Raw genomic sequence first — 12,469 nt, 5'->3', positions numbered from 1 at the left:
TTAGATTTTTGCCGCACGGGCCGGGCTGACTTCGCGGACGAGGACTTTTACCCGCATGTTTTGTGCGCCGGTTCCCTTGAAGGTTCCGCGCAGCGGAGTGGCGTCGCGAAAGTCGCGTCCGAAGGAGACGGTGATGTGACGTTCCCCGCACCATTTATTGTTAGTAGGATCGAGTGCAACCCAGACGCGGCCGGGCAATAACACCTCCACCCAAGCGTGGGTGGCGAGGGCGCCGACTAGGCGTTTGCCATCGGGTGTGACCGGATTGGCGTCGATGTAGCCGCAGACGTAGCGGGCGGGAAAACCGGCCGTGCGCAGAATGGCTAGCATGATGTGCGCAAAGTCCTGGCAGACGCCTTTGCGGTCGCGCCAGACGGTGTTGAGCGGAGTCGAATTATCCGTGCTGCCTTTGCGATATTCAAAGGTCTCGAAGATGGCTTTGTTCAGGCTTTCCAGACCCGTGCGGAGGGTGGCATTTCCGGGGAGATAACGGCGCGACCATTGATGCGCCTCGCGTCCGATTTTCACGGTCTCGGTGGGTTGCAGATAGTCGTAAATATCCGTGACGGACGAGCCCAAAATCTGCTTCGCCTCCTGCACGCTGGCCGAGAGAATATCGTCGGGCAAAAGCCGCGGAGTCGTCTCGACAACGACTTGGTTGGTAATGGTGAGCCGCTTATGCCGGTAGGGCAGGGAAAGGAAGTCCACGGTGTTGCCGCAGAAGTCCACATATTGCGAAGTCGGCGTGTCGGGATTGATGCTAATCTTGTGGCGAACCACGCGCTGGCCGGAATGGTTAGGAGGAGTGAGCCGCGCCTCCAGATACGCTTCCGCTGCGGGCGTGGCGTAGGCGTAATCGGTGCTGTGCGTGATGTCGAAAAACATGTTAGCGAAAGCTCGTGAAGAGCAATTGTTCCCGCTGGGAAATGATCGCCTGGTGATTGAGGAAACTATCCGCGATGACGTTGTGAATGTTAGCCGTCTGGCGGAGGAGGGCGTTGAGGAGTTCCGAGAGTTTTTTCGGCGGCAGCGACGGCGGTGATTGCATTGGAGCTGAAATGCCCGACTCATCCTCCTGTGTGGTGACGAAAAACTCCTGCCAATGAATGTGCTGGATACGGAAAATCAGTTCCTCGACCGATGTTAGAACATGGGCCGGATACTGGGAATTGGACCCCATGGATTCGCGCAAGAGATGAGCGCATTTCTTTAGACAGCGCGTAACCGAGCGCGGCATCTCGGGGTTTTTCCAGAGAATCTCCAGGACCTGCGCCGGGGCGGTGCGCATTTGATAGACGCGGCGGTAGGCGTCGCGGCTTCCCAGCAATCGAAGAAACGCGGAGAGCTCGATCTCATTCGAGTGGCGCGGGCCGTTGGTGGATTGCGTGGTGAGCGATGCCTCGATGGAAACGATGGCGTTGGCGGTGACCACGGCTCGTTCCAGCATTTGGCCGAGTTCACAGAAATTCCAGCCGTTGTCGGCGAGCATGGAGCCTTGGGCGATGGCGAAAAATTGCGGAATGAGATTCACAATCAAGTCGGCGACGCGGCGCGTGGTGCGGGCAAAGGCGGCGTCCTCCTGGTCGAGTGTGAACTTAATCTTCTCCGTCAGTTCCTGGATTTTAACCAGCGTGCCCCAGGCCTCGGGCGAGAGACTTTCCTGAAGCGATTCGGCGTTGGAAAGAGCCCGGCGCAAGGTGCCGATGACGGTCCCCGGAACTCCTGGGTCGAGCATCAGGCGATAACGCTCCGAGGCGCTCGCGATGCTGCGCCGCCCGGTGGTGCCGGCGGCGGCTTCGAGCGGCGGTAGGATGCGGTTCCACATCGGGCGATACAGTTTGCGCTCGGCGGAGGTGAGTTCCTCGAGTTCCAATGTTTCCACGACTTGGATCATGTAGGCCATGCTGAGGGCGCGCTCGAGGTAACGGCCCATCCAATAGAAGCCGTCGGCGACGCGGCTGGTGACCTGGCGCGCGGGCGGCAGATATTCGTTAGTACTAATCTGTGGCGGATTGCCCGATTCCTCGCCGCCGGCGCGGGCGGAGACCCAGGAATCCTTACTGCCGCTGCCGAAAAACGAGGCGGTGAGCTGGCTGCCCGGCGGGGCGACGCGGGTGAGCGCGCCTGGAAAAATCTCGTAGGACGAGCCACGGCGAAGTGCGAAAACGATGTGATCCTGCAAGCGCTCGTTCAGTTTTCCATTACTAAAACAGGGCGCGAGCTCGCCATCGCCGCCGACTTGGGCAACGAACGTGTGCGGGTGCTTGCGGACTTCCAATTTAATGGCGGCGAGCTGTTCCTCAGTCGGGACGAGGCCGAGCGGATGACCAAGAATGCGTTCGCCGGTGAGCGGGCGGATGCGGTATTTTTCGGCTTCGGAAAGGACCATTTCCCGCTGGTCGGCGTCGCCCAGCCAGTAGGTCGGCAGGCTGGGGAGCACGGGTATTTCGCCGAGATAGAAGCGGATGATTTTCGCGGAGAAATTCAGCAGGCTGCGGTCGTCGGCGAGCTGACTTCCAATGCCATTGACGAGCGCCACGGTGCCTTTGCGAATGCAATGGACGAGACCCGGCACGCCGAGTCGCGAGTCGCGGCGGAAAACCATCGGATCGAGCCAGGCGTCGGCGACACGGGTGTAGATCGTTTCGACTTTTTCGAGGCCGGAGACGGTCTTTAGATAAACGCAATCGTCGAGCACGAGCAGGTCGCCACCCTGCACGAGCGGAATACCCATGCGCCGGGCGAGAAAGCTGTGCTCGGAATAGACCGCGCTGGTGGTGCCGGGCGAGAGCAGAACCACCGTCGGGTCGTGCGTTTCCGGCGTCATGGCGCGGAGTTTTTCCAGGATGTCGAGCGGCGTGTTCGCAATGGAAGTCACCGGGAAATCGCGGAAAATCTCCGGCACGACACGGGCCAGCACGCGCCGGTTTTGCATCATGTAGGCGACGCCCGAGGCGTGGCTGAAGTAGTGGTTTTTCGCCACCAGCCGCCCACTGGCGTCGCGGGTAACGGCGAGCCCGGCGAGATGCAAATACGCACCCTCGGCCGGATGCAGGCTGGGGCAGACGCGTTGATAATGGGGGCTGCCGAGGACGGCTTGCAGCGGCAACATGCCGGAGCGGAGGATTTCTTTTTTGCCGTAAACGTCGTGCAGAAACATTTCAAACGCCCGCAACCGCTGGCGAAATCCGTTGCCTATCGTCTGCCAGTCGTCGTCGGTGAAAATGTGCGGCAAGATGTCGCAGACCCAAGGCGTCTCGGCGTGCTCGCCCCGCACGAAGTCGAAGCTCACTCCCATTTCTCTCAAAGTCGCGTCCATCCGCTCCTCGAGATTGCGGATTTCTCCGGCTTTGCGTGCGGTGAAGAACGGCAGGGCGGGATTCCGCGTGGAAACGCCGGCAGTGTCAGCGACTCCGGCGGTCTCTGGCACTCCCATTTTCGTATTTCCCAAAGCCGGATCTTCCAATTTCAAGGGCGTCAGTGTTTCGTCGTTTAAACTGCAAATCAAGCTACGAATCTCACCCAACATGGGATTTGCCAAAGCGCAGCGAGTTGGCGAAAACCCGGCTATTCCTCCGCCGTTGGATCGTCTTCGGAAGAGTGGTCGCCCTGGGCCATTTTTTCCAGGACCTCGCTCATGTCCTCGACCTGACTCCAGACGTCTTGCACGACGTAAATGGGAGCGTTTTGCTGGACGGCGAGCGCGATGCAATCACTGGGCCGGGCGTCGATTTCCACGATCTTGCGCTCGTGCAGCTCGTTCTCGGCGCTGAGGATGAGCCGGGCGAAATACGTGCCTTCTTGCAGGTCGTTGATGATGACCCGCTCCACCTTGGCTCCGAGTGAGGTCAATATGTGAGCCATCAGGTCGTGGGTGAGGGGGCGCGCCTTGGCCGTCTGCCGCATGAACATGGTAATGGCCTGACCCACGCCGTTATCGACGTAGATGACGAAATTTTTGAATTGGTTTCCCAGAAAAACAGCGCTCCCGCCATTGGTCGGAATGACTGCCCGGGGTTGGACTTCGACAACTGGTTTAGCCATAAGATTCGTGACTAGGTAACCCGTGGGCAAAGCACATGCTAGTGCAAACATAAGAAAACCCCTTTTTCCACTTGCACAGCCTGTGAATAGCCATTAAATACCCGCTCCCCAAATCCGGCTTGGCCAAATAAATCCCTGCTCTATGCCCAAAACCAAGAACGACAAACCATCCAATTCGTCAGAACACGAGGTCTTTGAAGTAGACGAATCCGTGACCATTCTCCCGGGTGAAAAGCCGGATCCCGATGCGGGTCTCTCGCCCTTTTTGAAGAAGCAAAAGGCCCGCCTCGTCGCCCTGCGCGATGCGATGGTTGATTCCATGATGGGTGTCGCCAAGGATAACCTTCGCGCTCGTGCCGAGGGCAGCGAAGCCTCCGCTTTTGGAATGCACCAGGCCGACGCCGGCAGCGACGCTTACGATCGCGATTTCGCCCTCAGCTTGCTTTCCAGCGAGCAGGATTCGCTCAATGAAATCGAGGAAGCGCTCCGTAGAATCGAGTCGGATACTTATGGCATCTGCGAGATGTCGAACAAACCAATCCCTCACGTTCGCCTCGAAGCCATCCCTTTCACCCGTTACACAGTCGAGTGCCAGGCGATTCTGGAGAAGCAGAGCAAGATGACCCGCGTCCGCCAGTCAGTGACATCTTTGTTTGGCCTCACCGATGAGGATGGCAACGAAACCGAGGAAGAAGAATCCCCGGTTGATACCAAAGAATAATTAGCGTATAACCCACGTCCACCATGGCCCAAGACATCATCACTCTCGAATGCACCGAAGCAAAAGCTGAGGGCAAACCCGCTTCCCGTTACATGTCCACACGTAACAAAAAGAGCCCCAACACTCCGACGCGTCTGGAGAAGAAGAAATACAATCCCTTCCTCCGCCGCCACACGCTTCATCGCGAAACTAAGTAACCGCTTCGACTTTCATTCTTATGCAGCCTAAAACCGCTCAACGCCGCTCCAATTTCCGCCGTGCGAACCGCATCATGCCCCGCCGCCGGATGGACATCACCATCGACGCGATCGATTACAAGAACCCCGATATTCTGAAGAAATTCGTCACCGAAAGTGGCAAAATCCTTCCCCGCCGCCTCACTGGTATGCCCGCGCATTTCCATCGTAAAATTACCCGCGAGATCAAGCGCAGCCGGTCGGTTCTTCTGATGGCTTAATCACAGAGCTTTCCGCTCGAATGAAAGGACGTCCCCGGCCCGCCGGCGGCGTCCTTTTTCTTTGAATCCGCTCTTACTCCGATGCTTTCCGAAATCAATCGCCGCCGCACGTTTGCGATCATCTCGCACCCGGATGCAGGCAAGACCACACTCACCGAGAAACTTCTCCTCTATGGCGGCGCGGTGCAACTGGCGGGTTCGGTCACTTCGCGGAAAAATCAGCGCGCCGCCACCTCCGACTGGATGGAACTCGAACGCAAACGCGGCATCAGCATCAGCTCGACCGTTTTGCAATTCGAGTACAACGGTTATGCGGTCAATCTCCTCGACACACCTGGCCACCACGATTTCTCCGAGGACACCTACCGCGTCCTTACCGCCGTCGATGCCGTCGTCATGGTCATCGACGCGGGCAAGGGCATTCAAGCGCAAACCCGAAAGCTTTTTGAGGTTTGCCGCCGCCGTGGCGTTCCGATTTTCACCTTCATGAACAAGCTGGACCGCCCGTCGCGTCCGCCGCTCGACCTCTTGGACGAACTCGAAAGCGTTCTCGGCATCGGCGCGTATCCGATCAACTGGCCGCTCGGCGAAGGTGTGCAGTTCAAGGGTGTTTACGACCGCCAGAAACGGGAAGTCCATCTTTTCGAGAAAACGCCTCATGGAGCCTACCGCGCCCCGGTTTCCATCGCCGGAATCGACGACCCCATCGTCGCCGAAAAACTCGACCCCGACGTTTATGAGCGCGTTCGTGAGGAACTCGAAATGCTCGAAGGCGCGGGAGAAGATTACGATCACAACCGCGTTCTCAACGGCAAACAAACCCCCGTTTTCTTTGGCAGCGCCATGAACAACTTCGGCGTCCAGCTCATGCTCGACGCCTTTTTGGCCGAATCCACTCCTCCCGGACCTCGCATCAGCCACGGGGAATACGTCCCTACCGACTCGCCCAATTTCACCGGCTTCATCTTCAAAATCCAGGCCAACATGGACCCGCGCCACCGCGACCGCATCGCGTTTTTGCGCGTTTGCTCCGGCAAATTCACTCGCGACATGTCCGTCATCCACGAGCGCACGGGGAAAAAAGTCCGCCTTTCAAACTCGCACAAACTCTTCGCTCAGGAACGCGAAACCATCGACACCGCTTACGCTGGCGACATTCTGGGCCTGGTCGGCTACTCCGAATTCGGCATTGGCGACACGCTCACCGAGGAACCGGGCGTGGTTTATCACGAAATCCCGCGATTTCCTCCCGAGTGCTTTGCGTTTTTGCAAAATCCGAACACCGGCAAATACAAACAATTCCGTCAAGGTCTCGAACAGCTCCTCCAGGAAGGCGTCATCCAAGTCTTTCATCTGAACGACTCCGTCATCAAAGTCCCGCTCCTCGCCGCAGTCGGCCCGTTACAATTCGAAGTCGTGCAATATCGCCTCGAAACCGAATACGGCGCCGAATCGCGTCTCGAAACCGCCACCTGGAGCATCGCCCGCTGGCTCAGCCCAGATACCGATCTAACTCAACTGAAACTCCCCACTGGCGTCAAACTCGCCACCGACGCCAGCGGCCTTCCCGTCGTCTTATTTCCCTCCGCCTGGACCCTGAAATACTTCGGCGAAACCAATGCGGGCATCGAGTTGTTCGAGATTCCCGAACAACCCGAAATGCATATCAGTTAGATTTCGCCCATAGCCACAACCGGACTATTTTTCAGCCATCATCTCACTTAGGAGCGGCTGCATCGCACCATACCAAATTTCGTAACCTTTGGCGTTGGGATGCAATTTATCGGGCATAACGTCGCTCGGAATTTCGCCTTGGGCGTCGAGAAATTGACTGCCTATGTCCAGAAAACGCGTCTGTTTTCCGTCATCCAAACTGACCAGCGATTGGTTGATCTGCGCAACGGCCTCGCGCAGCCGACTGCCTTTGATGTCGCGTGGGAATACCGCCAGAAGCAAAACTTTCGTCGCCGGCAGCTTTTCGTGAACAGTCGCGACGATCTTTTTCACTCCCTCCGCTGCCCATTCCGGTTTCTCATCCGGGCATTGGCCGACATTGTTGGTGCCGATCATAATGACGGTGACTTTAGGCTGAATGCCATCGAGTTCTCCGTTGGTGATCCGCCAAAGAACGTGTTCGGTGCGATCGGCGCTGATACCGAAATCAGCCGGATTCCACGCGGCAAATTTTAGCCAGGTGGTTTCGCCGCGACGAGGCCAGAAATCAGTAATGGAATCGCCTAGAAAAAGCAGATCGATCGGGCCGCGCTGCTTGCGGTCGAGAAATTCCACGTGCCGATTAGGGTCTTTGACTGCGGGAGTGACGGCCGATTCCGGCGTCCGCGGAAGTGGCGTAGGCTTGGGAGTGGGTGAAATGACCGGAGTTGCACTCGATTGAGGGACTGGCTGAGCCGGGAGAATTGCAGGATTGCAAAGGATGAGTGCGAGAAAAAGGGGGGAGAGTTTCATGAGGCGAAAGGTTTATTGGTTTTTGTTGGATTCTTCAACTGAAAGGCTCGCCGCGATTTCCCGGGCGGCGTTGACTGGATTTTCCGCTCCTAAAATGGGACGCCCGATCACCAGATAATCGGCCCCGGCGGTGACGGCTTCGAGCGGCGTCATCACGCGTTTTTGATCCTGCACATCGGCTCCAGCGGGGCGAATGCCGGGGATCACGAGTTTCATTCCACTGGGAATACAGCCGCGCAAAAGCCCGATCTCGTGGGCGCTGGCGACGAGTCCGCTCAAACCCGATTCGGCGGCGATTTTCCCCAGGGCGGCGACTTGGTCCGGCACACTGCGCTGGACCCCCATTTCGCTCAAAGTCCGCTCGTTGGAACTCGTCAGCACCGTCACGCCGAGCACGAAGCAACTCGACCCTGCCGCGCCTGTCGCTGCCGCTTCCAGCATTTCGCGCCCGCCACCGGCATGGACGGTCAGCATTTGCACATCCAGTGCCATGGCGGACTCGACGGCGTGACGCACCGTGTTCGGGATGTCGTGAAACTTGAGATCGAGAAACACCCCGCCGCCCAGCGCACGGATCTGCCGCACAATCGACGGTCCGCACGCGGTGAAAAGCTGCAGGCCGACTTTGAAAAGCCCCACTTCGCCGGTCAATTGCTCCACCGTCCGCAGCGCCGAGGCTTCGTCGGGCAGGTCGAGTGCGACGATGATTTTATCTTTTGCCGACGATGGGTTTGCGGAAGAATGCATCGCCCCATGAAGCGACTTGCGCCTGCAAAAATCAATCTCTCTCTCGAAATTCTCGGGCGTCGCCCCGATGGATTTCACGATTTGCGCAGCCTCTTTTTACCGATCTCGCTGACGGACACAATCGACTGCACCTCCGCTGAAAATTTCTCCTTCACCTGTTCCGATCCGACGATTCCCACCGACGACCGCAACCTCGTCGTCCGCGCCGCGCGTCTTTTTGGCCACGGCACGCTGCCCAATGTCGCGATTCACCTGGAGAAAAACATCCCGCACAGCGCCGGGCTCGGCGGCGGGAGCAGTGACGCGGCGACGACCTTGCTCGCGCTCAATGATTGCACTGAAACTCCGCTCGCGTTTCCCGAGTTGGAAACGCTGGCCGCGACTCTCGGGTCCGACGTCCCATTTTTTCTCCATCGGTCCGCCGCCTGGTGCGAGGGTCGCGGGGAAATCGTGCGTCCCATTCCGCCGCCGGGCGAGTTCCATATCATTCTCTTCAAGCCGCCTTTTGGCGTCCCCACGCCTTGGGCTTACCAAAATCTCGCCGCCAGCCAGCCGCTCCCCGGCATCCCGATGGAAGTCCAATCGACGCCGTTTGGGACACTGGCCAACGACCTTGAGCGTCCCGTCTTTGAGAAATATCTCCTGCTCGCCCTCGTGAAACAATTTCTCCTCGCCCAGCCGGAAACACTCGGCGCGCTGATGTCCGGCTCCGGCTCGACCATGTTTGCACTGACCCGCGATCTGGCTGCCGCGGAAAGCGTCCGCGAGAAATTGCTCTCCGAGTTTGGCGAACGCAACTGGACCGCCATCGTCACGCCATTTTGAACTTCAACCCCACCAACTGGCTGGCCGCGCTGCTCGTGAGCCTTTCCCCGGCTCCACCGAAGGCCGATCCCGCGAAGCCCGCTGTCGTTTTGGTCCACGGCATTTACGATTCGGGCGACAAGATGAAATGGCTCGCGCACCAGTTTCAACGCGCCGGTTACGAGACGTTTTGCCCGTCGGTGACGCCTTGCAATGGAGCGATGCGACTGGAAGACGCCGCCGCATTTCTCGATGCGGAAGTCGTCGCGCACTTCGGCAGCCGTCGTCCACTGCACATCGTCGGCTTCAGCATGGGCGGGCTGATTTCGCGTTATTGGGTGGCTCATTTTCCGGTGCGCGAACGGGTAATCAGTTACGCCACGCTCAGCGCGCCACATCACGGGACGCTATTTGCCTACATCAATCGCCAGCCCGGCGTCCTGGAAATGCGGCCGCACAGCCCGTTTCTCCGAGACCTGGCTACGCACGATCCGACTTTCAATGGAATGCACCCACTCTCGATTTACACGCCGTTCGACCTCATCATCCTACCGTCGAGCAGCTCGCATTGGGACGTGGCCGCGAATGAGACCCGTTGGAAACTCTTTCATCCGCTGATGGTTTTCAGTCCATCCATCGCCCGCCGACTCCTGCGCAATATGCACGAGGCCGAGCCGGACACAGAGTCCGCTCACTAATGGGCTCGCTCCTGTGGTGCTTAATTTCGTATGCCATTGCCCGTAACCTTGCGGTGCGTAGTCTTGTTTTCGCCTCGCAGCGGCTTCAGGAAAACATTAGCCGACAGATGGTGATGCTGGCGATGACGCCGGTGAGGTCGGCGATGAGGCCGGCGGGGATGGCGTGCCTCGTTCTGCGGATGGCCACGCTGCCGAAGTAAACGGCGATGACGTAAAACGTGGTCTCCGTGCTGCCCATGATGCAGCCCGCCATGCGCGAGATCAGGCTGTCGGGGCCGCCGAGGGCGGGGTTGCGGATGATTTCGTTGAAGACGCCGCTCGCGCCGCTGCCGCTGAGGGGACGCAGGAGGATGAGCGGCAGGAGGTCGCCGGGCACTCCGATGAAGGCCAGAAACCGGGAGAGCGCCCCCATTCCGTGGGCAAACCAATCGAGATGCGCGCTGGCGGCGAAGGCGGCCCGGACCATTCCGATGGAACTCAGGATGGCGACGAGGTAGGGGATGATGCGGGTAGCGACGGCGAAGCCCTCTTTGGCGCCCTCGATGAATTCCTCATAGACGGGGATGCGGCGTAGGGCGGCGTAAAGCGGGAAAAAGGAGAACAGGAACGGCACGGCGAGGGTGGAGATGGCGCGGACGACGGCGAGGACGGTGCTTTTAAGGTCGATGGTTTGCGCGTGGCCGATGAGCATCCAGGCAAACCAGGCGAAGAGGCCGAAGTAAACGGCGAGCGGCAGCCATGCCCAGGAGACGAGCGGAGACGGGGCGGCGGGTGTTTCCTCGGTGAGCGGAGTTTCAATGGAATCAGAGATGCCGACGGTGGCGGCGCGGTTGCGGAAGACAGGGAGTTTTTCGAGGAGTTTGACGGCGATAATGCCCGAGGTGGCGGCGCAGACGGTGGCGAGAAAGGCTGGGCCGATGATCCAGGTGGGATCAGCGGATTTGGCAGCGGCGAGGTAGGCGACGGTGGTGGCGGGGATGAGTTGAATGGAACTCGTATTGATGGCGAGAAAGGTGCACATGGCGTTGGAAGCGGTGCCGGGAGTCTTATTCAAGCGCTCGAGGTGGCCCATGGCTTTGAGTCCCATAGGAGTGGCGGCGTTTCCGAGGCCAAGCATGTTGGCGCCCATGTTGAGCAGCATCGCGCCCATCGCCGGGTGCTCGGGCGGCACATCGGGGAAGAGGCGGGTCATAAGCGGGCGCAGGGCGCGGGCGAGGAGCTGGATGAGCCCGGCGCGTTCGGCGAGACGCATCATGCCCAGCCAGAGAGCCATCAAGCCGATGAGGGGCAGAGCGAGATTGAGAACGGCGTTTTTGCAGGCGTCGAATGCTGCGATGGTCACGGCGTCGAGCGACCCGGTGAGTCCGCCCAGAATCACGGCGATGAGAAGGAGCCCGAGCCAGATGAAGTTCAGCATGGTGGGCAGTTAAGAATCGGCTGCCCGGTGGGGTCGAGCAGAAAGAACGTTACGCCTCCTTGAGGGTCGCCATGTCGATTACGAAGCGGTATTTCACATCGCTCTTCAGGAGGCGCTCGTAGGCGGTGTTGATCTCGTCCATGCGGATCATTTCGATGTCGCAGGTAATGTTGTGCTCGCCACAGAAATCCAGCATTTCCTGAGTCTCGGCGATGCCGCCAATCAGGGAGCCGGCCAGTTGTTTTCGGGGCATGATGAGGCTGAAAACATTCACCGGCAGCGGCTCGGCGGGCACTCCGACCATGACCATCGTGCCGTCGAGTTTCAGGAGGGAGAGATAGGTATTGAGGTCGTGCGGCGCGGAGACGGCGTCGAGAATGAAGTCGAAGCTGCCCGTGTGCTTGCGCATTTCGGAGGCGTTCTTGGAGACGACGACTTCGTGCGCGCCGAGCCGCAGCGCGTCCTCGGTTTTGCCCGGCGAGGTGGTGAAAAGAACGACGTGCGCGTCAAAGGCAGCGGCGAATTTCACCGCCATGTGACCAAGCCCGCCGAGGCCGACGATGCCCACTTTCTGCCCCGGCCCGACTTTCCAGCGGCGCAGCGGCGAATACGTCGTGATGCCCGCGCAAAGCAGCGGAGCGGTGGCCGCGAGATCGAGACTGGCGGGCACTTTCAGGGTGAACGCCTCATCGACCACTATGGCGTTGGAATAGCCGCCGTAGGTCACGCCTTGGGTGTGTTTATCCGGGGCGTTGTAGGTAAACGTGGCCCCTTTTTCACAGAATTGCTCGAGATCGCGCTGGCAGTTGGCGCAACTGCCGCAGGAGTCCACCATGCAGCCGACCGCCGCGATGTCGCCGACAGCAAATTTGCTGACTTCGCTGCCAATGGCGGAGACGCGCCCGACGATTTCGTGACCCGGCACGCAGGGGTACATCGTCCCGCCCCATTCGCCGCGCACGGTGTGCAGATCGGAATGGCAGACGCCGCAAAACAGGATGTCGATCTGGACATCGGTCGGCAGCGGATCGCGACGGTCAAAGGAATAGGGGACGAGCGGCGAGGTGGCGTCGAGACCAGCGAAGGCAAAAGTTTTTCTCATGGAAAATGATTCG

At 59.2% G+C, this 12,469-nt stretch carries 13 protein-coding genes; 6 read left to right on the top strand and 7 right to left on the bottom strand.

Translation table 11 applies throughout. The features are described 5' to 3' along the window. The 3 genes from ABIT76_10000 to ABIT76_09990 form a co-directional block, all read right to left on the bottom strand. Positions 1-885: a transglutaminase family protein gene (locus ABIT76_10000; GenBank protein MEO7933477.1), complete on the bottom strand. Its 885-nt coding sequence runs from the start codon at positions 883-885 to the stop codon at positions 1-3. Position 886: 1 nt separating this feature from the next. Then, a complete protein-coding gene (locus ABIT76_09995; protein ID MEO7933476.1) occupies positions 887-3,472 on the bottom strand; it encodes a circularly permuted type 2 ATP-grasp protein in 2,586 nt (861 codons plus the stop codon). Between the two features lie 95 nt (positions 3,473-3,567). Beyond that, positions 3,568-4,044: a bifunctional nuclease family protein gene (locus ABIT76_09990; protein MEO7933475.1), complete on the bottom strand. Its 477-nt coding sequence runs from the start codon at positions 4,042-4,044 to the stop codon at positions 3,568-3,570. 142 nt (positions 4,045-4,186) lie between these two features. Here ABIT76_09990 and ABIT76_09985 point away from each other — a divergent pair, with 142 nt between their 5' ends. From ABIT76_09985 to ABIT76_09970, 4 genes are all read left to right on the top strand, one after another. Further along, positions 4,187-4,765: a TraR/DksA C4-type zinc finger protein gene (locus ABIT76_09985; protein ID MEO7933474.1), complete on the top strand. Its 579-nt coding sequence runs from the start codon at positions 4,187-4,189 to the stop codon at positions 4,763-4,765. 23 nt (positions 4,766-4,788) lie between these two features. Further along, the gene (rpmG, locus tag ABIT76_09980; GenBank protein ID MEO7933473.1) at positions 4,789-4,962 is read left to right on the top strand and encodes a 50S ribosomal protein L33; all 174 of its coding nucleotides are present in this window, start codon (positions 4,789-4,791) and stop codon (positions 4,960-4,962) included. A gap of 20 nt (positions 4,963-4,982) precedes the next feature. Beyond that, the gene (gene rpsR / locus ABIT76_09975) at positions 4,983-5,222 is read left to right on the top strand and encodes a 30S ribosomal protein S18 (GenBank protein ID MEO7933472.1); all 240 of its coding nucleotides are present in this window, start codon (positions 4,983-4,985) and stop codon (positions 5,220-5,222) included. A gap of 81 nt (positions 5,223-5,303) precedes the next feature. After that, positions 5,304-6,896 carry a peptide chain release factor 3 gene (locus ABIT76_09970; protein ID MEO7933471.1) on the top strand — a complete coding sequence of 531 codons (1,593 nt, stop codon included), beginning with the start codon at positions 5,304-5,306 and terminating at the stop codon, positions 6,894-6,896. Positions 6,897-6,920: 24 nt separating this feature from the next. On the opposite strand, the gene ABIT76_09965 is transcribed toward ABIT76_09970, so the two are convergent. Both ABIT76_09965 and pyrF read right to left on the bottom strand, forming a co-directional pair. After that, the gene (locus ABIT76_09965) at positions 6,921-7,688 is read right to left on the bottom strand and encodes a GDSL-type esterase/lipase family protein (GenBank protein MEO7933470.1); all 768 of its coding nucleotides are present in this window, start codon (positions 7,686-7,688) and stop codon (positions 6,921-6,923) included. 12 nt (positions 7,689-7,700) lie between these two features. Then, complete coding sequence (pyrF, locus tag ABIT76_09960) at positions 7,701-8,435, bottom strand: orotidine-5'-phosphate decarboxylase (GenBank protein ID MEO7933469.1); 735 nt, start codon at positions 8,433-8,435, stop codon at positions 7,701-7,703. A gap of 6 nt (positions 8,436-8,441) precedes the next feature. On the opposite strand from pyrF, the gene ispE reads away from it, so the two are divergent. Beyond that, positions 8,442-9,260: a 4-(cytidine 5'-diphospho)-2-C-methyl-D-erythritol kinase gene (gene ispE / locus ABIT76_09955; GenBank protein ID MEO7933468.1), complete on the top strand. Its 819-nt coding sequence runs from the start codon at positions 8,442-8,444 to the stop codon at positions 9,258-9,260. Next, positions 9,257-9,937 carry an alpha/beta fold hydrolase gene (locus ABIT76_09950; protein ID MEO7933467.1) on the top strand — a complete coding sequence of 227 codons (681 nt, stop codon included), beginning with the start codon at positions 9,257-9,259 and terminating at the stop codon, positions 9,935-9,937. The genes ispE and ABIT76_09950 overlap by 4 nt, the downstream gene beginning before the upstream one ends. Before the next feature lie 85 nt (positions 9,938-10,022). Here ABIT76_09950 and ABIT76_09945 read toward each other — a convergent pair whose 3' ends face one another. Together ABIT76_09945 and ABIT76_09940 are read right to left on the bottom strand one after the other, a co-directional pair. Next, entirely contained in the window at positions 10,023-11,354 is a 1,332-nt protein-coding gene (locus tag ABIT76_09945) for a nucleoside recognition domain-containing protein (protein ID MEO7933466.1), read from the bottom strand. A 49-nt stretch (positions 11,355-11,403) separates the two neighbouring features. After that, a complete protein-coding gene (locus ABIT76_09940) occupies positions 11,404-12,456 on the bottom strand; it encodes an NAD(P)-dependent alcohol dehydrogenase (GenBank protein MEO7933465.1) in 1,053 nt (350 codons plus the stop codon). Positions 12,457-12,469 lie beyond the last annotated feature (13 nt).

The sequence above is a fragment of the Chthoniobacterales bacterium genome (assembly GCA_039930045.1).
Lineage (GTDB): Bacteria > Verrucomicrobiota > Verrucomicrobiia > Chthoniobacterales > DASVRZ01 > DASVRZ01.
Note: the sequence above shows the minus strand (reverse complement) of the source record. Positions and strands in the feature narration are given on the sequence as shown.

What these genes read in the sequence shown, in the direction of transcription:
- ABIT76_10000 (MEO7933477.1), bottom strand. Translation starts at nt 885, where the DNA reads ATGTTTTTCGACATCACGCACAGCACCGATTACGCCTACGCCACGCCC.
- ABIT76_09990 (MEO7933475.1), bottom strand. Translation starts at nt 4,044, where the DNA reads ATGGCTAAACCAGTTGTCGAAGTCCAACCCCGGGCAGTCATTCCGACC.
- ABIT76_09985 (MEO7933474.1), top strand. Translation starts at nt 4,187, where the DNA reads ATGCCCAAAACCAAGAACGACAAACCATCCAATTCGTCAGAACACGAG.
- rpmG (MEO7933473.1), top strand. Translation starts at nt 4,789, where the DNA reads ATGGCCCAAGACATCATCACTCTCGAATGCACCGAAGCAAAAGCTGAG.
- rpsR (MEO7933472.1), top strand. Translation starts at nt 4,983, where the DNA reads ATGCAGCCTAAAACCGCTCAACGCCGCTCCAATTTCCGCCGTGCGAAC.
- ABIT76_09970 (MEO7933471.1), top strand. Translation starts at nt 5,304, where the DNA reads ATGCTTTCCGAAATCAATCGCCGCCGCACGTTTGCGATCATCTCGCAC.
- ABIT76_09965 (MEO7933470.1), bottom strand. Translation starts at nt 7,688, where the DNA reads ATGAAACTCTCCCCCCTTTTTCTCGCACTCATCCTTTGCAATCCTGCA.
- pyrF (MEO7933469.1), bottom strand. Translation starts at nt 8,435, where the DNA reads ATGCATTCTTCCGCAAACCCATCGTCGGCAAAAGATAAAATCATCGTC.
- ispE (MEO7933468.1), top strand. Translation starts at nt 8,442, where the DNA reads ATGAAGCGACTTGCGCCTGCAAAAATCAATCTCTCTCTCGAAATTCTC.
- ABIT76_09945 (MEO7933466.1), bottom strand. Translation starts at nt 11,354, where the DNA reads ATGCTGAACTTCATCTGGCTCGGGCTCCTTCTCATCGCCGTGATTCTG.
- ABIT76_09940 (MEO7933465.1), bottom strand. Translation starts at nt 12,456, where the DNA reads ATGAGAAAAACTTTTGCCTTCGCTGGTCTCGACGCCACCTCGCCGCTC.